Annotated in this window: 23 protein-coding genes and 1 pseudogene; 15 read left to right on the top strand and 9 right to left on the bottom strand. The window is 67.7% G+C overall.

All coding sequences use genetic code 11. From position 1 onward, the window contains the following. Nucleotides 1–690 (bottom strand): DDE-type integrase/transposase/recombinase (locus HLA95_RS16300; protein WP_222183859.1); only part of this gene is annotated, 690 nt, incomplete at its 3' end. 352 nt (nt 691–1042) lie between these two features. Between HLA95_RS16300 and HLA95_RS29915 the strand changes: the two are divergent. Further along, a pseudogene (locus HLA95_RS29915) lies at nt 1043–1188 on the top strand (IS5 family transposase); the annotation flags it as partial. Nucleotides 1189–1323: 135 nt separating this feature from the next. Here HLA95_RS29915 and HLA95_RS16305 read toward each other — a convergent pair. Further along, nucleotides 1324–2172, bottom strand: a complete 849-nt coding sequence (locus HLA95_RS16305) for an alpha/beta hydrolase (protein ID WP_191059995.1) — start codon at nt 2170–2172, stop codon at nt 1324–1326. 902 nt (nt 2173–3074) lie between these two features. Beyond that, on the bottom strand, nt 3075–3755 hold the full coding sequence (locus tag HLA95_RS16310) for a tetratricopeptide repeat protein (protein WP_191059996.1): 681 nt from the start codon (nt 3753–3755) through the stop codon (nt 3075–3077). 134 nt (nt 3756–3889) lie between these two features. On the opposite strand from HLA95_RS16310, the gene HLA95_RS16315 reads away from it, so the two are divergent. After that, nucleotides 3890–4294: a DUF1003 domain-containing protein gene (locus HLA95_RS16315; RefSeq protein ID WP_191059997.1), complete on the top strand. Its 405-nt coding sequence runs from the start codon at nt 3890–3892 to the stop codon at nt 4292–4294. Between the two features lie 12 nt (nt 4295–4306). Further along, entirely contained in the window at nt 4307–4540 is a 234-nt protein-coding gene (locus tag HLA95_RS16320) for a DUF1003 domain-containing protein (RefSeq protein WP_223861538.1), read from the top strand. A 72-nt stretch (nt 4541–4612) separates the two neighbouring features. Here HLA95_RS16320 and HLA95_RS16325 read toward each other — a convergent pair whose 3' ends face one another. Both HLA95_RS16325 and HLA95_RS16330 read right to left on the bottom strand, forming a co-directional pair. Beyond that, nucleotides 4613–4975 carry a putative pterin-binding protein gene (locus HLA95_RS16325; protein ID WP_191059999.1) on the bottom strand — a complete coding sequence of 121 codons (363 nt, stop codon included), beginning with the start codon at nt 4973–4975 and terminating at the stop codon, nt 4613–4615. 226 nt (nt 4976–5201) lie between these two features. Further along, nucleotides 5202–6497 carry an NAD(P)/FAD-dependent oxidoreductase gene (locus HLA95_RS16330; protein ID WP_191060000.1) on the bottom strand — a complete coding sequence of 432 codons (1296 nt, stop codon included), beginning with the start codon at nt 6495–6497 and terminating at the stop codon, nt 5202–5204. A gap of 97 nt (nt 6498–6594) precedes the next feature. On the opposite strand from HLA95_RS16330, the gene HLA95_RS16335 reads away from it, so the two are divergent. From HLA95_RS16335 to HLA95_RS16345, 3 genes are all read left to right on the top strand, one after another. Continuing rightward, nucleotides 6595–7392, top strand: a complete 798-nt coding sequence (locus tag HLA95_RS16335; protein WP_223861537.1) for a DUF6065 family protein — start codon at nt 6595–6597, stop codon at nt 7390–7392. Nucleotides 7393–7473: 81 nt separating this feature from the next. Then, nucleotides 7474–9192, top strand: a complete 1719-nt coding sequence (locus HLA95_RS16340; RefSeq protein ID WP_222183863.1) for a L,D-transpeptidase family protein — start codon at nt 7474–7476, stop codon at nt 9190–9192. Between the two features lie 270 nt (nt 9193–9462). After that, on the top strand, nt 9463–9921 hold the full coding sequence (locus HLA95_RS16345; protein ID WP_191061910.1) for an ATP-binding protein: 459 nt from the start codon (nt 9463–9465) through the stop codon (nt 9919–9921). Here HLA95_RS16345 and HLA95_RS16350 read toward each other — a convergent pair. The 4 genes from HLA95_RS16350 to HLA95_RS16365 form a co-directional block, all read right to left on the bottom strand. Next, nucleotides 9918–10157, bottom strand: coding sequence for a DUF2188 domain-containing protein (locus HLA95_RS16350; protein WP_191061909.1), 240 nt, complete (start codon nt 10155–10157; stop codon nt 9918–9920). The two genes, HLA95_RS16345 and HLA95_RS16350, sit on opposite strands and share 4 nt — an antisense overlap. Before the next feature lie 52 nt (nt 10158–10209). Then, the gene (locus HLA95_RS16355) at nt 10210–11241 is read right to left on the bottom strand and encodes a hypothetical protein (protein WP_222183866.1); all 1032 of its coding nucleotides are present in this window, start codon (nt 11239–11241) and stop codon (nt 10210–10212) included. A 4-nt stretch (nt 11242–11245) separates the two neighbouring features. Next, nucleotides 11246–12763 carry an MBOAT family O-acyltransferase gene (locus HLA95_RS16360; protein WP_191061326.1) on the bottom strand — a complete coding sequence of 506 codons (1518 nt, stop codon included), beginning with the start codon at nt 12761–12763 and terminating at the stop codon, nt 11246–11248. Between the two features lie 161 nt (nt 12764–12924). After that, a complete protein-coding gene (locus tag HLA95_RS16365) occupies nt 12925–13695 on the bottom strand; it encodes an SDR family NAD(P)-dependent oxidoreductase (RefSeq protein WP_191061325.1) in 771 nt (256 codons plus the stop codon). Nucleotides 13696–13996: 301 nt separating this feature from the next. Between HLA95_RS16365 and HLA95_RS16370 the strand changes: the two genes are divergently transcribed. From HLA95_RS16370 to HLA95_RS16410, 9 genes are all read left to right on the top strand, one after another. After that, nucleotides 13997–14935, top strand: coding sequence for a sugar-binding transcriptional regulator (locus HLA95_RS16370; RefSeq protein ID WP_222183868.1), 939 nt, complete (start codon nt 13997–13999; stop codon nt 14933–14935). Nucleotides 14936–15029: 94 nt separating this feature from the next. Next, on the top strand, nt 15030–16469 hold the full coding sequence (locus HLA95_RS16375) for an extracellular solute-binding protein (protein ID WP_191060443.1): 1440 nt from the start codon (nt 15030–15032) through the stop codon (nt 16467–16469). 80 nt (nt 16470–16549) lie between these two features. Then, on the top strand, nt 16550–17425 hold the full coding sequence (locus HLA95_RS16380) for a carbohydrate ABC transporter permease (protein WP_191060444.1): 876 nt from the start codon (nt 16550–16552) through the stop codon (nt 17423–17425). After that, nucleotides 17422–18258 (top strand): carbohydrate ABC transporter permease, encoded by an 837-nt coding sequence (locus HLA95_RS16385; RefSeq protein ID WP_191060445.1) that lies wholly within the window; start codon nt 17422–17424, stop codon nt 18256–18258. The genes HLA95_RS16380 and HLA95_RS16385 overlap by 4 nt, the downstream gene beginning before the upstream one ends. Nucleotides 18259–18262: 4 nt before the next feature. Then, nucleotides 18263–18469 (top strand): DUF2160 family membrane protein, encoded by a 207-nt coding sequence (locus HLA95_RS16390; protein WP_191060446.1) that lies wholly within the window; start codon nt 18263–18265, stop codon nt 18467–18469. A gap of 133 nt (nt 18470–18602) precedes the next feature. After that, the gene (locus tag HLA95_RS16395) at nt 18603–19910 is read left to right on the top strand and encodes an ABC transporter substrate-binding protein (protein ID WP_222183870.1); all 1308 of its coding nucleotides are present in this window, start codon (nt 18603–18605) and stop codon (nt 19908–19910) included. A gap of 111 nt (nt 19911–20021) precedes the next feature. Then, complete coding sequence (locus tag HLA95_RS16400; RefSeq protein ID WP_223861408.1) at nt 20022–20969, top strand: carbohydrate ABC transporter permease; 948 nt, start codon at nt 20022–20024, stop codon at nt 20967–20969. Beyond that, nucleotides 20966–21778 carry a carbohydrate ABC transporter permease gene (locus tag HLA95_RS16405; protein ID WP_191058518.1) on the top strand — a complete coding sequence of 271 codons (813 nt, stop codon included), beginning with the start codon at nt 20966–20968 and terminating at the stop codon, nt 21776–21778. Before HLA95_RS16400 ends, HLA95_RS16405 begins: the two co-directional genes overlap by 4 nt. Continuing rightward, entirely contained in the window at nt 21775–22065 is a 291-nt protein-coding gene (locus tag HLA95_RS16410; protein WP_191058519.1) for a DUF1330 domain-containing protein, read from the top strand. The genes HLA95_RS16405 and HLA95_RS16410 overlap by 4 nt, the downstream gene beginning before the upstream one ends. The last annotated feature ends 21 nt before the right edge of the window (nt 22066–22086 follow it).

Below are 22086 nucleotides of genomic sequence, written 5' to 3' on the forward strand. Positions count from 1 at the left end.
CTTGGTCAGCCGGTGGTCGATGGCGTTCTCGTCGCACACGCGGTCGAAGATGTGCTGGATGTCCCAGATGTCCTGTTTGCGCGGCGTGAACTGGACCCCGTTGTCGGTCAGCACCGTGAGGATGCGGTAGGGAATGGCCAGGATCAGGTCGCGCAGGAACTGGGCGGCCTCCATCTTGCCCGCACTCTCGACCAATCGAACAAAGGCGAACTTGCTGGTGCGGTCGATCGCCACGAACAGGCGCAGCTTGCCTTCTTCAGTACTGACCTCGGCCAGATCGATGTGGAAATAGCCGAGCGGGTAGTTGGCAAAGCGCTTCTTGGCAGGTTTGTCGCCCTCGATCTCCGGCAGTCGGCTGATGCCGTGCCGCTCCAGACAGCGATGCAAGGATGAGCGGGTCAGGTGCGGGATGGTCGGCTGCAAGCCATAAAGGCAGTCGTCCAGCGGCAGCAGTGTATGCCGGCGGAAGGCGACGATGATCGCTTCCTCCTCGGGCGTCAGCACGGTGGATCGAACCTGCTTTGGCCCCATGGGCGCGTCCGCGGTCGCCGACCGCTTGCGCCACTTCTGGACCGTGGTGGGGCTGACGCCATAGCGCTTCGCCAGCGCCCTCACGCTCTCTTGACGTAGCTGGATCGCCCGACGGACCGCCTCCGTCGTGGTGGCGCTTCCATGAAGAACCTGGCCCATAGCGCATCCCTTGCCGCATGGTGATCCATTGTACCACCACATTGCGGGATCAAACACCTAAAGGACGCTTCCCGGGGCAGGCGTTGGCCTCGTCCTGCTCGTGTGCGTGCATGCAGCGGATCTGCCCGATCCAGCCGGTGCGCGCCGGCCCGATTGCACCCCAACTTCAGGCCGAGCGAGGCTAGCACCTCAAGGATCGGAGGCAGCGCCTCCCGTCGCCACCTGGATCGTCAACTCTGGCGCTACGGGTTCAAGGAGTAGCCAAGAACGCGTTTCGCGTCCTGCCAAGGCGCCTCCGCAGTCTGCTGACCGCGGTCCTTTCGGAAACGGATCATCGGCGGCTGGCCGATGATGGGTGGTGGAGAGAACCTTCGCTTGGCTCGACCGGTCACGGTGGCTCTGCAGGGGCTATGATTGGCTGCCTCAGACGAGCGAGGCCATGACCTATGCCCCATGAGCCGGATCATGCTGAAAAGATTGGCAAGATCAGCAGCTTGAGCATTTGAATACCGTTTCTGGCCTGGATCGCGCGGCGCACCGCCTCGGTCGTGGGCGCGGCCGTGAAGTGCTTGGCGCATGGCTCGTCTCTCCAGATGTGCTGCCGCAGCGAGGCACTACACGCTGGGGCCAAATCTAGCGGCCCTTCACCGGTGCCGCTGCGGGCGGCGCGGCCGCCTGCACCGCCCGGAGTGCCCGGTCCAGGAGCTGGTCGAACTCCGGCAGGTCGTAGAGCGAGACGTGATCCGCCTGCGGCACGGTGGCGACCAGCACCGGCCGGGCGAGCTGCGCTACCAGCGCCGCTGTTCTGGCCGGCGGCACGATGTGGTCGCGGCCGGCTGCGATGACCGCCACCGGCACGTGCCGGCCGGCAAGGGCCAGGTCGCTGCGGAACGGGTGGCGCAGCAGCAGGCCGACCGGTGCGAAGAAGTAGCGCTGGCGGGCGATGGCCTCGATCGAGTCGAACGGCGTGACCAGGATCGCCCCGTCCACCTGGCCCTGGCCAGCAAGTTGCGCGGCCACGCCGCTGCCGATGCTGTAACCGATGGCGAACATCCTGGGCGGTTCCGCCGTCGCTTCCAGCCCGAGCAGACGCGCTGCCTGTGCGCGCAGCAGGAGCGCATCGGCCACCAGCCCTGCCTCGGATGGGGTGCCCTCGGAGGGGGCATAGCCGCGGTAGTGGAAGGCCAGGAGATGGACGTCCGGCAGCCGCTCGGTGGTGAAGATCAGGCAATCCTCGGCGTTCCAGGCATTGCCGGTGAACAGGAGCGCGATGTCCCGGCTGCCATTGCGCCGCAAGCTATGGCCCACCAGCCGGTGGCCATCCGCCGTCACGAGTTCGTGTCGCACCGTTCCCTCGGGCAAGGGCAGCATGCCGCGTCTGGTGGCCCCGTGCGGGAACAGAAGCCCATCCTGCGCCAGATAGAGGCTGCCGACGATCGCGAGATACAGGGCCAGGATCAGCGCCAGCCAAGGCAACATCATTCCCATCCGGATCCAGTTCTTCCGCTCGACCTGCTGGCTCGCAGTCGGGAGCCACCGGCGCAAGTGCCGGCATCGCTGGATTGTGCGAAGATCATGACAGGTTCGCGACCGCGGCATGCCAGTTCTCGTCAACCGGAATCGGCTTGGCCAGACGCCGCGGGGGCGCCGCGAGCACGCCCCACCGCCGGAGGAAAACCCGGACGAAGCCAAGCCTGCCGCGGGTTTGGCGCCGAGCCGCCTGCCATGCTCCACACCCGGATCCCTAAGGTCATCCACGCATCGGTGGACAACTTGGGCGGCCGACAGCCGGTGTCGCGTGCCGGCCACGCCGCAAGCCCCAGCCCGGTGCATTGCCTGTGGATGTTCTTGTCCTGTTCTCGGAGGTGAGGCCTGTTTGTACTCCTTCAGGTAGAAGAACCTATATGATCATCCCAAATCCTGGGAAATAGGCTTCTGGAACGGGCTGTACTGGGTAGGCTGCTTATGACAGATCAAGGCCTACGGCGAAGCTTGGCAGGCTGGACGTGGCTGGAAACGTCCATGAGTAGATTCAAGCAGAGAACAATGCCGGCCACCTCAAGGGCGGGAGGGGCCGCCTTGCAGGTGAGCGGTCCATCTTCCTAGGTTCAACGGAGTCCGTGCCGGCCTCGGGATCGAATTCATCGGGATGGCGGCTCCTCCGACGCCTCGGGCAGCATCGAGCAACCACAGGCGGAGCGCGAGGTACCGGTTGACATGCCGCAGGCAGGGGCAGGTTTCCCCGATCGCCGCCACCAGCGCCCCTTACTATCGAGCTGATCCGACCGGCCGATGCGGGACCGCTCGGGACTGCCGTCCCGCGCCTGCGTGCCCCTTGCTCTTCGGGAAACTGCAATGACGCGGCATGAGCAGGGACGGGCAGGCTAGAGCCGCAGGCAGCCGCGGCCCGCATGAGCGATGGCGCGCTCGATGGCGTAGGCGATGCGCGGATAATCGTTCCTCAGCCGGTCGAGTTCGGCGGGCGTGATGCCGGACAGTTCGGCCTGGGCAACATACCGGCGCAGCCTGGCCTCGTCGTCGGTGTCATCCAGTGCCAGCACGGCCTCCCAGGCAGCAGCGGCTGATTCCCAGTCGCCGGCGCGCTCGGCGAAGATCGCCTGGTCGCGCCACGCGATCCGGTCGCCCGGCCATTGCCGCACCTGCTGGGCCAGCACGACCACCGCCTGAGCGAGGTCACCGAGTGCGGCCAGGGCCTGGGCGAGCTCGATTCGCGCAGCCGGATGATCCGGCGCCAGGTCGAGCAGTTCCTCCAGCGCGCGGCAGGCACGCGCGGCGTCACCGGTCCGGCGCAACAACACCGCCCGGTTGTAGCGCGTCCTGGCGCTGCCTCGCCCCAGCGTGACGGCACGGTCTGCCGCCTCCAGGGCAAGCGGATGCTCACCCGCCTCGAACAGCGCCACCGCCAGCAGGCACAGCAGATCGGGATCGCCCGGCCGCAGCCGGACCGCGGCTCGGGCCGCCTCGACTGCGGCACGAGGCTTACCTGCGCCGAGTGCCGCATGTGCGGCCCTGGCATGTCCAGCGACCCGGCTCGCTGCGCTCACCTGATCCTCCACCCCGACGCGCCGCGTACTCGTCAGCTTTGCGGCCGGCGATGGCCAACCGCGACCTCGTTCGCCAGAACATGCAGTACCCGCCTTCGCTGCCAGGTAAAGCCTTCCAGACGGACAAGCGCGTCATGGTCAGAGGCAGGCCGCTGCCTTCGGTGCGAGAGCAGGTGGTCGCCCTGATGCGGGCCGAGCATCCCGGGCTCGATCACACCGGCTTCGTCTGCCGTGCCGACCTGGACCACTACCGGGCGGCCCATGTTCGCCTGCTCCTGCAGGAGCAGGCCGGCGAGACGGCCCGGGTCGACGAGCTGATGCTGGACCGACTGAGCCGGCACATACCGGTGGCAGCACCGGTCGATGCCGAGATTGACCGCAGCATCAGCTTCGGCCGGCGTCTGGCGGATCGGGTGGCATCGTTCGGGGGCAGCTGGTCCTTCATCGGGATGTTCGCCCTCCTCCTGGTCCTGTGGATGGCACTGAACACCTGTCTCTTGCGCCGGCGTCGTCCGGCCCTTGCCCCTACATCCTGCTGAGCCTGATCCTGTCTGGCGGCGGTCCAGGCGCCGGTCATCATGATGAGCCAGAACCGGCAGGAGATCCAGGACCGCAAGCGCGCCGAGAACGACTGTCTGGTCAACCTCAAGGCCGAGCTCGAGATCCGGCTCCTGCACGACAAGCTCGACCACATGCTCCACCACTTGTGGGAACGGCTCATGGAGATCCAGGACATCCAGATCGAGATCATGTGCGCGCGCCAGAACTGCAGCGGCGAAGAGTGAGGCCGGCGCAAAAGCAAGCCCTGCCCCGGCCGCTCAGTCGTCCGCCGCTTCGATAGTGGCGATCAGCCATACCTAGCGCGCGTGCCGGTCGGGCGAAGCCAGCTCCGGATGTTCCAGCAACGGGTAGACGATCCGGGTCGGGCCCTTGTGCCGATGACCCAGCGGCCGGCCATCGGCCCGGGTCGCCAAGATGACCGGGTAGTCGCGCCAGTCCTCGTGAGGAATCACCGGTGCATAGCCGTCATGGGACCGCACCAGGATGTGCGTGGCGTCCCCGAGCCCGACATGGGCCAGGACGTCGCGCAGCAGCGGGCCCTCCAGGACGATCTGCCCCTGCTCCCAGGGGGAGACCGTCCGCACCCGCCAAGTGCCGAGCGCTTCCAGCTCGCTTACGGTCAGCATCCGCTCCTGCCCGTCGACCAGGCGGACGATCACCCGGCAGACGCTCGGGTGCCAGCGGCAGCCGGACCGGCACGACGTTCCCGGCAGCCGCCGCGCAAGCCGGCAGCAGCAGGGCCAGCATCATGCCGAGCAGCATCAGGCGGCTGTGCCAGGCACGGAACCGAAACGAGCACGTGAGCATGCCAGCAATCCCGATGACCGGCCGGCACCTGCCGACCGGGCACCGTTTGTCTAGCAGCCATTCATGAAGGAATCGTTATCAATTCGCTGTACTGGCCAAGCGTCGGAGCCGGACATGATCACGCAGCTCCAGCCAGCCATAAAGGAGCTGCGCCCCGAGCGGCCCGAGCACACCGCCGGCCCAGGGCCGGCCGAAGCGGGCCAGCAGATCGATGCGCCGGTCGCCTTCCAGCAGTGCCGTCGCAAGCAGTTCGCCCACCGCGGTGGTGGTGCCGAGTCCGTGGCCGCAGAACCCGGTAGCGAGCCAGAGGCCGGGATCCATCGGCATGGCCAGCGGCATGCGGTGCCGGGTGAAGCCCATCCGCCCGGACCAGACGCGCTCGGCCGCCACGTCACGCAACTGGGGGAACACCCAGTGGAGATCCGCCAGCATGGCCGCCTCCAGGCCGCGCGGCGCGTCGCTCAGCCCGATCTTGCCGCCCCACAGGAGCCGGCCATCCGGCAACGGCCGCCAGTAGCCCATGGCGAACCGGTCATCGAACACGGCATAGGGTGCCCGGATCGCCTCCTCCAGGCGGCGGCCCAGCGGTGCCGTCACCAGGGCATAGGTCATGACCGGCAGGAGTGCGCGGGCGGCGCGGCCGTCCGGATCCCGCCCGTAGACCGAGGTCGCGAGGACCACCTGGCGGGCGCGCAGCCGGCCATTGGCGGTGACCAGGCGGATGCCGCCGGGCTCCGGGACGAGGGCATGGACAGGACTGTGCTCGAACAGCCGGCCGCCGCCCGCTAGGACCGCCCGGGCATAGCCGCGGGTCAGCGCCAGCGGGTCCAGATGCACCGAGCACGGGTCCAATACACCGCCGCGATAGACGGAGGTACGGTACCATTCGCCCAGCCGCGCCCGGTCGAGATGCGCGAAGGCAACCCCGTGCCGTCGGCTCAGGAGGTCGGCCCGACGGCGCAGCTCGTCCGCGTCGGCGAACAGGCTCGCCTCCACGATGCCGGGCGTCACGGCCGTGCGGATGGCATGCCGCGCCACCCGTGCCTTCACCAGGGCCACGGCGTCCTTGGCCGCGTCGAACAGGACGGCGGCATCGGCACCTAGGGCCGCCTCGACCCGCTCGTCGTCCGCTGCCCAACCGAGCTGCAGGAAGCCGCCATTGCGCCCGGACGCACCATCGCCCACCTGCGCCGCCTCCAGCACGACCGGGCGGACGCCACGCTCGACCAGCGACAAGGCGACCGCAAGTCCCGCCAAGCCGCCGCCCACCACCGCGATCTCGGCATCCTGATCGCCTGCCAGGGCGGGAGCACCGATCGGCGGCTCCGAATCCGGCAGATCGTAATAGATCGGGATGCTGCACGCGGACGACACTTCTGCCCTGCTCCTCTTGCCGGTTCCCGGTGGCGATTGTGCTATGTCGCGACGGCGCGCACATCTGGCAACCACGCTTGGCTGCCGGAGACGCCGCGTGCGCCTGATCTGCTACACGCTCCACGACCAGAAGCCGCTGATCCGCCCGGCACCGGTGGAACGCGACTGGATGGACCACTCGCCCGAAGCCTTCGCCTATCGCTGCCTGCCGCTCGACATCGCCAATGCCCATGGCTGGGAGGTGCTGTGCTCGGCGGGCTTCGACGCCACTTGGGACGGCGGAACGGCGGCGGATGCGATCACCATCGCTGCCGATGCCCCGCCGCACCTCCTGCCGGTCAGCCATTTCGGCAGCGGCGTCCTCACCTTCCACCTCCACGGCCTGTTCCGCACCGAGCCCGCCGTGCAGCTCTGGGTGGCCGGCTCACCCAACCGGATCAAGGACGGGATCCAGCCGCTGGCAGCGGTCGTGGAGACCGACTGGGCGCCCTACACCTTCACCATGAACTGGCGTTTCACCCGGCCGGGCCGGGTGCGGTTCGAGCAGGGCGAGCCGTTCTGCTTCTTCTTCCCGCTCCGCCTCGACCTGATCGAGCAGGTCCACCCGGTCTTCATGCCGATCGAGCAGGATGCGGCGACCGCGGCGGCCTACCGGGCATGGGTGGCCGCGCGCAACGGATTCAACGCGGCGCTGCAGGAGGAAGGCTCAGCGGCACGGGCGGAGAAGTGGCAGAAGGGCTATTTTCGCGGCCGGATGCCGGATGGCGCGGCGGGCGGAGCCGGTCATCGCACCCGCCTGCGCCTGGCATCGTTCCAGGACGCGTCAGGAGCAGGCGGGGGACCGGATGCACCCGACCAGGCGGACGAGCCGGGGCGAGGCACGGCTGGCGGCTAGGGGGCCTGCGCAAGCCGGATGCAGCGTGGCTGTCGCTCTGGTAGAATTAGCTTCGGGACGATGACGGGCAGCGGACGGGCGATGGGCAGCGGGCGCGTCGGACGGTATGCGAGCAGATGGCGGGCGGCGGCAGCACTGGCCGTGGGGCTCCTCTGGCTGCTGCCGGCATCCGCGGTGGCGCACCCGATCGAGCGCGCCATCGCAGGGCCGCCGGTCGGCAGCGTGGCAGCCATCGCACCTCCGGGTGCGGTCGATCCCGCCGTCCGCCTGCTCCGTGCGACCCTGGCCGCGGCGGAGAGCGGCGCCGGCGACCCGAGCCTGCGCCCGCTCCTGCCCTTCTACCGGGCACGCGGCGAGCTGTTGGCCTTCACCGGTGATCCGGACGGGACGGCACGTGGCAGCACCATCCTGGCGACGCTCCAGCGGGCGGACCTGGAAGGGCTGGAGCCCGCAGCCTACGAGGTCGAGCTGTTGTCGGCACTCCTGCCGGCGGCCGAGGCCGGCGAGCCGGCGGCACGGGTCGAGTTCGAGCTGCGGCTGGCGCGGGCACTGGTGCGTTATGCGCTGGATGTGTCGGCGGGCCGGGTCGGCCCGGAACAGGAGCAGGATGGCGATCCCCGGCCCGCCGACGCCGCCCTGCCCGCCCGCTTGCTGGCCCAGGCCGCGCAGGCCGATGACCTTCCCGGCTGGCTGGCGAGCCTGCCGCCGCAGGGGCCGCCCTATGCCCGCCTGCGCAGCGCGCTGGCAGAATGGCGGGCGAAGCTGGACTGGCCGGCCTGGACCAGGGTGCCGGACGGCAGGCGGCTGACGGTCGGACTGGCAGGCCCCGAGGTCGTGGCACTGCGCCTGCGTCTGGTGGAAGAGGGCCTGCTGGCGCCGCCGGCCGTGCCAGGGCAGCTTTCCGCCCTGTTCGACCGCGACCTGCTGGGCCCGGTCCGAGCCTTCCAGGCTCGCTACGGGCTGGACCCGGATGGGGTGGTCGGCGAGCGTACCTTGCGCGCCCTCAATGCCAGCGTGGCCGACCGGGTCGACCAGATCCGGGTCAACATGGAGCGGCGTCGCTGGCTGCCCCGCGAGCTCGGCCGCCGCTACGTGTTCGTCAACCTTGCCGACTTCACCTTGAAGGTCGTGGCGGACGAGCGGACGGTCCATGCCAGCCGGGTGGTGGTGGGCGCGCCATTCACCGCCACACCGGCCATGTCGCACCGGATCAGCCACCTCGTGCTCAACCCCTACTGGAGCGTGCCGCGCTCGATCATGGTCCGGGAGATGCTGCCGGAGCTCCAGCGCGACCCGGGCTGGCTGGCCAGGGAGCGGCTGCGCCTGTTCGCCGACGCGACGCCGGGTGCCATGGAGGTGGATCCCCATGGCATCGACTGGTCGGGCGTCACGGCCCGCAACTGGCGCTGGCGGATCCGGCAGGATGCCGGGCCCGGCAATGCGCTGGGCGTCATCAAGTTCCTGTTCCCCAACAAGGACGACGTGTACCTGCACGACACGCCCAGCAAGCACCTGTTCCAGCGCAGCGTGCGCGCGTTCAGCCATGGCTGCATCCGGGTGGAGGACCCGCTGGCGCTCGCGGACGTGCTGGCGCGCGACCAGGACTGGCCACGGCCGCGGCTGGAGGCCGCCATCGCAAACGGGCGGCCGGAACAGTTCGTCCGGCTGGCCGAACCGGTGCCGATCCACCTGGCCTATCTCACCGCCTGGGTCGGCAAGGATGGTCGGCTGGTCCTGCTGGACGACGTCTACGGGCGCGACCGGCGCCTGCGGGCGGCGCTGGGGCTCAGGGGCAGTTGAGCAGCACGCCGCACCGCCCCGCTCGCCGTGTTCGGTACATCATTCACGTCTGGCCGACACACCGCATTGCCGCTGCCGTCGGCTGGCGACATCCTTGACCTCCGCCAGCGCTCTGCGCAGTGAGACAGGGGCTGGTTGCAGCATGGCGCCAGGAGCCAGGATGAACGCGAGCCGGCGACCACGGCGCATCGTTGGAACCGCGCCAGGCGGAAGGGCGCCCGGCCGCCCCGGCGTCACGAACGCCGTCATTCGCCAGGGCGAATCCTGCGCATGACCCCGCAGGCACCGCCCGCGCCGGAGGGCCCGGAACTGCTGCGTTGCCGCATCCCGGCATCGCTGGACGCGCTGGGGGAGGTGCTGGGTCAGGTGGAGGCCGGCCTCGTCTCGGCCGGCCTGCCGCTCGATCTGGCCCTGCAGCTCATGCTGGTTCTCGACGAGACCGTCAGCAACCTCGCGACCCACGCGACGCAGGTGGCGGGCCGCGAGGTGTGGGTGGACATCTCGATCCTGCACCATCCCGACCGGATCGAGGCGGTCATCGCCGATGACGGCCCGCCGTTCGACCCGAGCGAGGCGCCGCTGCCGCATCTGGCCGATACGCTCGAGGAGCGCGACGTGGGCGGGCTCGGCCTGCTGATCGTGCGCAACGTGATGGACGAAGTGCGCTACGACCGCCTGGATGGCCACAACCGGCTCCTTCTGGGCAAGCTTCTGCCGCCGGAAGCCTAGCCCTGGACTTCCGTTTCCGGCCGGTCGTCGCCGGGAGCGGTCTCCTCGTGCCAGTTCCCCGCCTTATCCTGGTACTCGATCGACTCGGTATCGCCGGCCTGCGCCTGCCGGCGTGCCGCGTCCTCGGCCGCGCGCCTGGCATCGTCGTGGCTGGGGAAGGTCTCGGAGAAGGAATCGCCCACCCGATAGGCCCAGCCGTGATCGTGCTGGACGACTTCGTAGACGACCCTGCTCATGACGCTCCGCCTTTCCGTCCGGCTCCACCACTCCATGCAGGAACGGCCGAGTTCAGGGCGCGTTCCGGACAGCCTGGACAGGGCGGGCGCGCAGTGCGTCGATGAGCGCTGCCGTCACCATGGCCTGACCCCTGTCGTTCATGTGGAAGCTCGTGTCGTAGACCGCTTCGTCCGGCACCATGAACTGCTCGGGCGCGCCGACCACCGCCACCCCCAGATCCCCCCAGAACGCGCGCAGCTCGGCGAACAGGCGGTGGGCTGCGGGCTCGCAGTATTCCGGCCGTCGCTGGCTGGGCGGCCAGCCCGCCAGCACGGCCACCCCCCGCTCCTGCTGGCGCTGCACGAACCCGGCCACGGCGCGGCTACCGGGCGAATGCCGATCCAGCGGCCGGATCACCTGCCGGTCCTGGGCCACCTGCTGGCGCATCCGCTGGGTCGCGCCTGCCTCGCTGGCGCCGCGCTCGCTGCCGCGTGCATCGACCGTCGCCACGCGATAGCCGCCCCCGCGCTCGCTCAGCGGTGCCCTCTTCCAGTGGGTGAGATTGTCCGCGGCGGCCCGCAGCACCAGGCGCGGGTCGTACTGGCTGGCATAGTCCAGCCAGAGACCAGCCGGCATGCGCTGCCAGAAGCGCTTGTCGTGGAACGAGCTGTAGAACACCGGCAGGGCGGTGAACGGCGCTGCCGTGCGGAACAGCGGGTACTCGATCGCCAGCAGAACCGTGTCCCCCGGCCGTGCCGCCCGTTCCGCCCGGTCCAGGAGGTAGGTGAGGTCCAGGCCGCCATGCGCACCATAGTTGAAGGTCTCGATCCCGAGTGCCGCCGTGATGCGGTCGGCGTCGAAGCCGAAATGGACCGCCGATCCGCCGACCAGCAGCAGGCGGGGGCCGGGGACCGGGGCCAGGGCCGCATCCTTGTGCCGGTAGAGATCACGGATCCAGGCGATGTCCGGGGACGGGTAGAGATAGGGCTTGAACGCCGGGACGCCGAAGCAGAGCAGCAGCAGTGCCAGGAGCGTGCAAGGCACGGCCGCCAGCAGCCAGCAAAGGAACCGGACAGCCTGGTGCCGGGCGGTGCGGGAGCGCATGCGGCTAGAACTGGAAGTAGAGAAACGGCGAACTGCTCGCCGTCAGCATCGACAGGAGTGCCAGGGCCAGGGCGCAGCCGGTGGCGACCGCCCATGGCCCGGTCATGCGCCAGGCGAGCCGCCCCTGCCCCGTCCCCGGCTCGGTGGCCGACCCGCCCAGCGTCCTGCCGCTCGCATAGGGGCGATAGCGCGTGTAGCGGCGCATGATCTGGAAGCTGTTCGGCGCGAAGAACAGGATCGCCAGGAGCGGCAGGAGGTGCAGCCAGGTCCGGCCGATGCCGTCGAACAGTTTCTCGCCGCCGCCCTGGCCGGCCATGGCCCGGATGACGATCCCCGCATCCGCCAGGCTCTCCGCACGGAACAGCACCCAGCCCAGCACCACCGCCAGGAAGGTCACGAGCACCGCCAGTGCCCGGAGCGGCGGGCGCTGGAATGCACGGGCGATGGCGGGGCGGCTGCCTGCCCAGCGGCGGAAGGCGTGGTTGAGCGACAGGTAGCAGCCATGCAGGGCGCCCCAGGCGATGAAGGTCCAGCCGGCACCGTGCCAGAGACCACCCAGCAGCATGGTGATCATCAGGTTCAGATAGTGCCGGCTGGCACCGCGCCGGCTGCCGCCGAGCGGCCGGTAGAGATGGTCGGCCAGAAAGCGCGACAGGGTGATGTGCCAGCGGCGCCAGAACTCGATGATCGAGCCGGCACGATAGGGCGACCAGAAGTTCACCGGCAGGCGGAAGCCCAGCATGTGCGAGAGGCCGACCGCCATGTCCGAATAGCCGCTGAAGTCGAAATAGAGCTGCATGGTATAGGCCAGAGCGCCGATCCACGCCCCCACCGCGTCCGGATCGGCGCCATCCGCCACCCCGTCGAACAACTGGTCAGCGTAAGGCGCCACCCCGTCGGCGAGCACGACCTTCTTGAACAGGCCGATCGTGAAGATGGTGAGGCCGACCAGGAGGCGGGCGAGCTCGAACCGATAGGGCCGGGCCTGCCAGAACTGCGGGATCACCTCCCGGTGCAGGAGGATGGGCCCCGCGATCAGATGCGGGAAGTAGGTGACGAACAGGAAATACTCGTGCGGCCGGTAATTCCGGGTCTCGCCCCGCCAGCAATCGACCAGATAGGCGATCTGGGTGAAGGTGAAGAACGAGATCCCGACCGGCAGCTCGATGCCGGGCGGGCGCACGGGCAGGCCCAGTGCCGCCAGGTTCGCCGCCGCGAAGTCCGCGTACTTGAACCAGGCCAGCACGGCCAGGTCGAGGCCCACACCCAGCGCCAGCAGCCGCCCGTTCGGCAGGCCCGCCTCGGCCCGCCGGCTCATCAGCCGGCCGAGCAGGAAATTGCCGGCGATCGAGGCGAGCAGCAGGGGCAGGTGGCGCAGGTCGCCCCAGCCATAGAAGACGAGCGACGCCAAGCCCAGCCAGACCAAGGCTGCGCGGCGCGCATCGGCCCGGCCGAGCGCATAGTAGCCGGCCAGCACCAGCGGCATGAAGCCGAAGATGAAGATGAAGGAATTGAACAGCAACCGCGCTGACCCGCCGGCGAGCCCGGCCCGACATGACGGGGCCATGCCCCGCCGCCAGGGAACCAGCGGCGGGTGGCGCCGTCAATCCGCGAGCGAAGCCGGCGGGCAGGCGCCGGTCGGCATCCGCCGTGCGGAGAACCGCACGCGGATCCTGGAGCCTCTTACCAGACGGTGTAGCCCGCATCGGCGACGAGTACGTGGCCGGTGACCAGCGAGGCCGCGTCCGAGGCGAGGAACAGGACGCAGGCCGCGATCTCCGACGGCTGGCCCATCCGCCCCATTGGGGTCATCTCCATCCAGGTCTTGAACCAGTCCGGGTTCGCTGCCCCGGTCTTGGTCATCGCCGTCTCGATATAGGTCGGCGCCACGGCATTCACCCGCACCCCGCGCTTGGCCCATTCGCCGGCCAGGGACTTGGTCAGGTGATGCACGCCGGCCTTGGCGGCATTGTAATGCACCTGCTCCTGCGGCTTGTTGGAGATGATGCCGCTCATCGAGCCGATATTGACAATCGAGCCCTTGCCGGCGTCCAGCATGTGCTTGCCGAAGGCGCGGTTGGTGTAGAAGACGCCGTGCAGGTTGATGTCGATCACCTTGTGCCACTGCTCGTCGGGCATGAGCTCGCCGGGCGAGCCCAGGGCGATGCCGGCATTGGCGACGGCGATGTCGACCCGGCCGTACTTCCTGACGACGGCATCGGCGCAGGCGGTGACGGCCTTGCTGTCGGTGACGTCGAGCTGATGGAGCTCGGCCTCGTAGCCCTTGGCCTGGAGCGCGGCGAGTCCCTCCTCGCCGACCTGCGGGTCGATCTCGGCGATCACGACCTTGGCGCCGAACTCGGCGAGCGCCATGGCGGTCGACAGGCCGATGTTGCGGCCGCCGCCGGTCACCACGGCCACCCGGCCGCTCAGGTCGAAGAACTGCTTGAACATGTTGCTTCCTCACGAAGTCGGTCGACGGGCTGCCGGTCCGGGTCGACACGTTGACGGCCAGCTCGCGGGGACGAACCAGCAGGGTCGGCGTCGCGAAAGATCGTTTCACGAGAGACCTGTTGCGGTGCCGGTTCCCGTGGCCCTCATCCGTCCTCCCTGCCGCAGGCAGATACCGGCAGAGCAGCCCGGCTGGCAACGGCCGGCACTGCGACCATGCGGGTCCATGCAGGGCGTTCGCTCACCGTTTGATCATCTGCCCGAACCTGCCTAGAGAAGGGGCCAATAATGCGGAGGCTGATGGTTGGACGACATCAACCTGGCGACCGAGCCACGGCGTGAACTCGCGGCACGCGCTGCCTGGCTCTGGTACGTCAAGGGCGACACCCAGGAGGAGATCGCCCGCTCGCTCGGCCTGAGCCGGGCCGCGGTGCAGCGGCTGGTGGCCCAGGCCCTGGCGGAGCGGCTGGTCAGCGTGCGCATCCAGCATCCGATCGCCGCCTGCATGCGCCTGAGCTCCCGGATCGAGGAGACCTACGGTATCGGCAGCGTTGACGTGGTGCCGGATGTCGGCGGAAGGGCACTGGCCCATGCGGCCGCGGCACGGCTCGACCGGGTGCTCACCGCCAAGGTGCCGACGATCGTCGCGGTCGGCGCCGGCCGCGCGGTGCGCGCCGCGGCGGCGGAAGTCGCAGCGATCGAGCGGCCCCAGCACCAGATCATCGGCATGGTCGGCTCGATCGCCCGCAGCGGCTCGGCCAATCCTTACGAGGTCGTGGTCCGCCTGGCCGACCGGATCGGCGCCCAGCGCTGGCCGATGCCGATGCCGCTGGTCGTGGACAGCCCGGACGAACGGGATCTGTGGCAGTCGCAGCGGCTGTGGCGGATCCTGGAAGCACTGGCGGAACGGGTGACGCTCGGGGTGAGCGGCATCGGCCAGATGGGCGCCGATGCGCCGCTGGTGGCGGACGGCTTCATCGACAGCGGCGAGATGGCGGACCTCATCGCCCATGGCGCGGTCGCCGAACTGTCGGGCTTCGTCTACGATATGCGCGGCCAGCTGCTCGACCATCCGCACAATTTCCGGGTGACCAGCCTGCCGCTGCCGCGACCCCATCCCCTGCTCGCGATTGCCGCTGGATTGGAAAAGTTGGAAGCTGTCCGCGCTGTGCTGCGGGGCAGGCTGATCGACCAGCTCGTGACGGATGAGAGCACCGCAAGGCTGCTATGCGAAAGCGCTTGACCCTGGCCGGCCAGTTGGGCGAACAGTCGCCCACCAATTGGGCAGGCGCTCGCGCTCGAAATGATGAGCGTTTGAGCAGGATGGGGGGTCGAAAATGAACCGACGTGGGTTACTGAGCGCGGCTGCGCTCGCCGTCCTGATGTCGACGACGAGCTTCAACGCGTTTGCGGACGATGCCTTCTGGGCGAAGGCCGCCGAGCCCTACAAGGGTATCACCATCCGCGGCGTGTCGGAAAGCACCCCGTCGTCCAACTATGCCAAGGACGTCCTGGCCAAGGAGTTCTCGGAGAAGACCGGGATCAACATCCAGTTCGAGACCACGTCCTGGGACCAGATGTACGACAAGGCGATCAAGGACATGGAGGCCGGCTCCGGCATCTATGACTTCGTCTATATCGAGCAGGACATCATCTATTCCTACCTGTCCCGCGACTTCCTGGTGAACATCACGCAGTCGCTGAAGGACAATCCGTCGATCGCTTCGCCGACCTTCAAGCCGGAAGAGTTCACGACCTTCGCGAACTATTTCAAGGGTGAGAACGGCGACCTCTACGGCATGCCGATGGAGGCGTTCATCAAGACGTACCTCTATCGCACCGACCTGTTCGAGGACGCGGCGGTCAAGGAACAGTTCAAGGCCAAGTATGGCTGGGACCTCGCCCCGGCGAAGGACCACAAGCAGTATCGCGAGATCGCCGAGTTCTTCACCCAGTACGGCCAGGACAACGACCTGGAGCTGTGGGGCACCACGGTCCAGGCCAGCTCCGGCCATCCGGCATCGTTCTACGAGTTCGTCGAGTCGATCGCGCCGACCTACGGCGTCTACAACTGGGGCCTGAACACCGAGACCTGGGCCGCCACCGTCGAGAACGGCGGCACCATGAACAGCGACAAGGCCAAGGAAGCGCTGAACTGGTGGGTCGGCAACCTCCAGTATGCTCCCCCGGAATCGACCAGCTCCACCTGGGACGAGGTCGCCGCCAGCTTCTCCGCCGGCCGCGCCGCCCAGGCCCTCGTCTATGGCGAGAACACTGCCTGGATCGCGACTGACGACACCAAGTCGACCGTGGTCGGCAAGGTCGGCGTGGCGCTCCCGCCGGTGGAACCGGGCGTGATGGAGGAGATCGAGGCCGGCGAGGGCTATATCGGCTACTATGACGGCGGCGCCTTCGGCGTCCCGCACTCCTCGAAGAACAAGGAAGCGGCGCTGCTGTTCCTGCAGTATATCGGGCAGAATGACGTCCAGGTGGATTGGGCCGTCAACGCCGCGCGCGTCACCCACCAGACCACCTATGACGACCCGCGCGTCCAGGAGCAGGACGAGAAGACGAACGGCTACTACACGCTGATGCGTGACCAGGGGAAGCTGTTCGGCGGCGCCCCGGCCTTCCCGTTCCATGGCCAGCTCCGCGAGGCGATCGCGCCGTTCTTCTATGACGCGATCACCGGCTCGATCACGCCCGACGAGGCGCTCGACAAGGCCGCTGCCCGTGCCGAGGAAGAGCTGACCCGCCTGGGCTACCGCAAGAACTGACCTCGATCCCGGGCGGGGTGACGGAAGAACTCCGTCACCCCGCCCGTACCTTTCCCGAACCTGCTGAACGGAACGCACCCTTGCGCTCACCCGTCACCGGCTGGCTGTTCCTGGCGCCCACCATCCTGGTGCTGGTGGTGTTCGGCTTAGTGCCGTTCATCTATGTCGCGGTCGTGGGTTTCTTCGACTGGAACCCGTTCGCCGCGAACCCGGACCTCGTCTTCGCCGGCGTGAACAACTACCGCCGCCTAGTCTTCGACAACCAGTTCCTGCGCTCGATCGGGCTGACGCTGCAGTTCACCTTCTGGGTCGTGCTGAGCCAGCTGATCATCGGCTACCTGCTTGCGCAGTTGTTCATGCGCGACTTCCCGCTCAAGGGGCTGTTCCGCACCATCCACACCCTGCCGCTACTGGTGGCACCGATCGCGGTAGGTGCCGCCTGGCGGCTGCTGTGCGTGCCGGGGCTGGGTCCCCTGCCCTTCTACCTGAACCGCTGGTTCGGCATCGACTTCCGGCTGGGCTCGTTCGAGCACCAGGCGTTCATCACCACCGTGGTGATGGATATCTGGCACTGGACCCCGCTGGTCACCCTCACCTTGCTGGCCGGCCTCTCGGCCATGCCCAAGGAACCATTCGAATCCGCGCAGGTGGATGGCGCCAACCGCTGGCAGACCTTCTGGCACATCATGCTGCCGCTGCTGAAGCCGGTGCTGATCACCACGACCTTCATCCGCCTGATGGACGCGCTGCGTACCGTGGACGAGGTCTGGATGCTCACCGGTGGCGGCCCCGGCACCGCCACGCGCTATATCGGCCTGCATATCTGGCGGGTGGTCTTTCCTCAGACCGATTACGGGTACGGCGCGGCCATGTCGCTGATGACCCTCTACCTGACCATCATGCTGTGCTGGTTCCTCTATGTCGGCCTGGTCGCCAGAAAGCCGCGTGCGTCATGAAGAAGAAGGGCATCCTCCTGCCGATCGTCGTCTGGTGCGTGATGACGCTCATCACGCTCCTGCCGATCTGGTGGCTGTTCGTGGTCTCGATGCGGACCCGCGTGCAGTTGTTCGGTCGCCCCTCGCTGCTGCTCGACGGCTTCTACTGGGGCAACTATGTCGAGGTCCTGGAGAACGAGGAGTTCCGCTTCTATCTGTGGAACTCGATCATCGTGGCGACCAGCAACTGCCTGATCGTCACGGTGCTGGCGTTCCTCGCGACCTTCGCGCTTTCCCGCTACAAGCTGGCCGGCGAGGATAGCCTGTTCTTCTGGCTGATCACCAATCGCATGGCGCCGGCCGCGGTATTCCTCCTGCCGCTGTTCCTGCTCTACACGCAGGTCTTCCGGCTCGGTGACTTCCAGCTGTTCGACACTCGGATCGGCCTGATCCTGCTCTATTGCGTGTTCAACCTGCCCTTCGCGATCTGGCTGCTGAAGGGCATCATGGACGGCATCCCCAAGGAGCTGGACGAGGCGGCGATGATCGACGGCGCCAGCACCTTCCAGGTGCTGACCCGGGTGGTCATGCCGCTGGCCAAGCCGGGGCTGGCGGTCACCGCCATCCTCACCTGGATGTTCGCCTGGAACGAGTATCTGTTCGCCGCGACCCTCACCTCGGTCGAGGCCCGCACGATCACGACCGGCCTCGCCGAGTTCGTGACGGTGACCGGCACCAACTGGGGCGAGCTCGCCGCGCTCTCGATGCTGACCCTGGCACCGGCCCTGATCTTCCTGGGCTTCGTGCAGCGGCACATCGTGGCCGGCCTGACCTTCGGCGCGGTCAAGGAGTGAAGCGATGGACCATCCGGTCGTCCACGAAGTGAGCGCGCGCGACGGCTTCCTGCCGATCAAGACCAACGCGTTCGACCGCGGCTTCATCGGGGTCGTGTTCGGGATCTTCCTGCATCTCCTGTGGATGCGCTTCCTGGAGCAGGCCATCCCGCTCTGGGTCTGCACGATCCTGACCGTCCTCATCGGCATCTACATCGTCAAGCGCGGCTAGGGCTGGCCGCCAGAGGAGCCATGGCGGTTGATCCGACCGCCGGCTCTTTGTAGAAAGGTGGCCGCCAGAAGCGCTCAAGTTTGAAACGATCCACGGCTGGCGCCGCGGGCGCCCAATACTTGGGAGGTGAGCGATGAAACTCGGAATGATCGGCGCAGCTTTGGCTGTCGCCTTGATGGGCACCAGTGCCTTTGCGCAGGAAACGCGCCTCACGATCGCGACGGTCAACAATCCCGACATGATCACGATGCAGCGTCTGTCGGCCGAGTACACGGCCGCCAACCCCGACGTGAAGCTCGACTGGGTGGTGCTGCCGGAGAACGAGCTGCGCGCCAAGGTCACCACCGATATCGCGACCAAGGCCGGCGCCTACGACATCCTGACCATCGGCACCTACGAGGTTCCGATCTGGGGCAAGCTCGGCTGGCTGGTGCCGTTCGACGACGTGCCGGCGGACTACGACATCGAGGACGTGTTCCCGCTGGTGCGGGCGGGCCTGAGCGTCGACGACAAGCTCTTCGCCATGCCGTTCTACGGCGAGAGCAGCTTCACCATGTACCGCAAGGACCTGTTCGAGGCGGCCGGCATCGAGATGCCGGAGCAGCCGACCTGGGAGCAGGTCAAGGAATGGGCGGCCAAGCTCCATGACCCGGCCAACAAGCAGTACGGCATCTGCCTGCGCGGCCTGCCGGGCTGGGGCGAGAACATGGCCATCATCTCGACCATGGGCAACACGTTCGGCGCCCGCTACTTCGACGAGGAGTGGAAGCCGGAGCTGAACTCCGAGGAGTGGAAGACCGCGGTCGGCTTCTATGTCGACCTGGTCAACAACTATGGCCCGCCCGGCGTCACCGGCAACGGCCATCTCGAGAACCGCACGCTGTTCGCCGGCGGCAACTGCGCCATGTGGATGGATGCCACCTCGGCCGCCGGCTACATGTTCAACAAGGACGAGTCCAAGGTCGTCGACACGGTGGCCTTCACCAACGCGCCGGTCGGCCCGGTGCCGAAGGGCAACCACTGGCTGTGGGCCTGGTCGCTGGCGATCCCGGCCACCTCGCAGAACGCCGAAGCGGCGAAGGACTTCATCTACTGGGCGACCAGCAAGGAATACATCCAGAAGGTCGCCACCGAGAACGGCTGGGCCGCCGTGCCGCCCGGCACCCGCAAGAGCACCTATGCGGAGCCGGAATACATCAAGCTGCCGTTCACCCAGCCGACCCTGGACGCGATGAACACGGCGGATCCGACCGACCCCACCGCGAAGCCGGTGCCTTATGTCGGCATCCAGTACGCGCCGATCCCCGAGTTCCAGGCGATCGGCACCGAGCTCGGTCGCGCCATCGCCGGTGCGGTCGCCGGCCAGACCACGGTCGAGCAGGCGCTGGACAATGCCCAGGCCGCAGCCGACCGGATCATGCAGGAAGCCGGCTACTACTGAGCCGCAGCTTCTCTTCGAAGGTCGGGGCGGCCGCCTGGATGCACCTCCACCAAGGGGTGCATCCGCGGCCGCCCCGCCGCGTTTGCAACGGCGGAAGGATCACAAAAAACCATGGCAGCTAGTCTGCAGGGCCAGGGCGGGACGGCGGTGGCCGGGCGTGGCCTGGCCAAGAAAGCATGGTCCAGGCAGCGCTGGACCATGCTGGCGCTGATCGCACCGGCAGTGGGCGTGCTGCTCGTGTGGATGATCGTCCCGCTGGCGATGACGATCTACTACGCCTTCCACCGTTACAACGTGCTCTATCCCGAGCGGTTCGGCTTTGCCGGCTTCCGCAACTTCTCCCTGCTCCTGAACGACCCGATGTTCTGGGGGGCGATGGGCAAGACGCTCATTCTGGTGGGTGCCTCGCTGATCGTCACGGTCGTGCTGGGCATCATCCTGGCGCTGGTGCTGGAGAAGGACTTCCCCGGCCGCAGCATCGCCCGGCTGATGGCGCTCGCCCCGTTCTTCGTCATGCCGGTGGTGGCAGCCCTGGTCTGGAAGAACATGCTGATGCACCCGGTCTACGGGCTGCTCTCCTGGATCCTCGGCACGATCGGCCTGCCGGTGGTCGACTGGTTCCAGAACTGGCCGATGACCGCGATCGTCATCATCATCGCCTGGCAATGGACGCCGTTCGCGATGCTGGTGTTCCTGACCTCCTTGCAGTCCATGCCGGAGGAGCAGAAGGAGGCCGCCTGGCTGGACGGCGCCAACGCGGTCCAGATGTTCTTCAAGATCATCCTGCCGCATCTGTCGCGCGCCATCACCGCGGTCGTGATGATCGAAAGCATTTTCTTCCTGTCGATCTTCGCCGAGATCTTTACCACCACAGGCGGCGGCCCCGGCCAGGCCACCACCACGCTCAGCTACATCATCTACACCCGCGCCTTTTTGGAGTGGAACGTCGGCTCCGCCTCGGCGGGTGGCCTGTTCGCCGTGATCCTGGCGAACATCGTCGCGATCTTCCTGATCCGCCTGGTGGCCCGCAACATGCAGAACCCGGAGAAGTTCGGATGAAGCGCTCCCATCTGGGCCACGCCGTACTGGGCCACGGACTGGCCTTCCTGATGTTCTTCCCGATCCTCTGGATGATCATCACCGCGTTCAAGACCGAGATCGACGCCTTCTCCATGCCGCCGATCCTGTTCTTCGAGCCGACCCTGTCGTCCCTGAACGAGGTCTTTGCGCGCGGCTCCTACTCGAAGTTCGTCACCAACTCGATCATCGCGGCGCTGGGCTCGACGCTGTTGTGCCTGCTCTTCGCCATCCCGGCCGCCTACCAGATGTCGTTCTTCCCGAGCAAGCGCACCAACGGGACCCTGCTCTGGATGATCTCGACCAAGATGATGCCGGCGGTCGGCGTGATCATTCCCATCTACCTGATCTTCCAGGCGGCGGGCCTGCTCGACCACATCATGGGCCTGGTCCTGATCTTCTTCCTGATGAACCTGCCGCTCGCCGTGTGGATGCTCTATACCTACTTCAAGGAGATCCCTAACGAGATCCTGGAGGCCGCCAGGGTCGATGGCGCCGGCATCGTGGAGGAGCTGCGCTTCATCCTCCTGCCCGCTGCCATCCCCGGCATCGCGTCCACCGCCCTGCTCTGCACGATCCTGGCCTGGAACGAGAGCTTCTGGAGCCTGCAGCTCACCGCCTCGAACGCCGCACCCCTCACCGTGTTCATCGCCAGCTTCAAGGCGGCGGAAGGCATGTTCTGGGCCAAGATGTCGGGTGCCTCGATGCTGGCGATCGGCCCGATCGTGCTGCTGGGCTGGGCCATGCAGCGTCACCTGGTTCGTGGACTGACCTTCGGAGCAGTCAAATGAGCAAGGCCTACCTGATTGCGCGGGTCGAGGTCACCGACGCTGACGCCTACCGGGGCTACACCGCGCGCACCCCGGACGCCGTGGCGGCATTCGACGGCCGCTTTTTGGTGCGCGGCGGTACCGTCGAGGCCCTGGAAGGGCCGGCGGAGGCGCGGCGGATCGTGGTCATCGAGTTTCCCTCGATGGACCGGCTGAAGGCGTTCTTCGCCTCAGCCCAGTATCAGGAAGCGCGCAGCTTCCGGCTGGGCGCCGCGGTGTTCGAGGCGATCGCGGTGGAAGGCGCCTGATCCGGGGCATCGCCCCTGCAT

The organism is Geminicoccus harenae, assembly GCF_019800005.1.
Taxonomy (GTDB): domain Bacteria; phylum Pseudomonadota; class Alphaproteobacteria; order Geminicoccales; family Geminicoccaceae; genus Geminicoccus; species Geminicoccus harenae.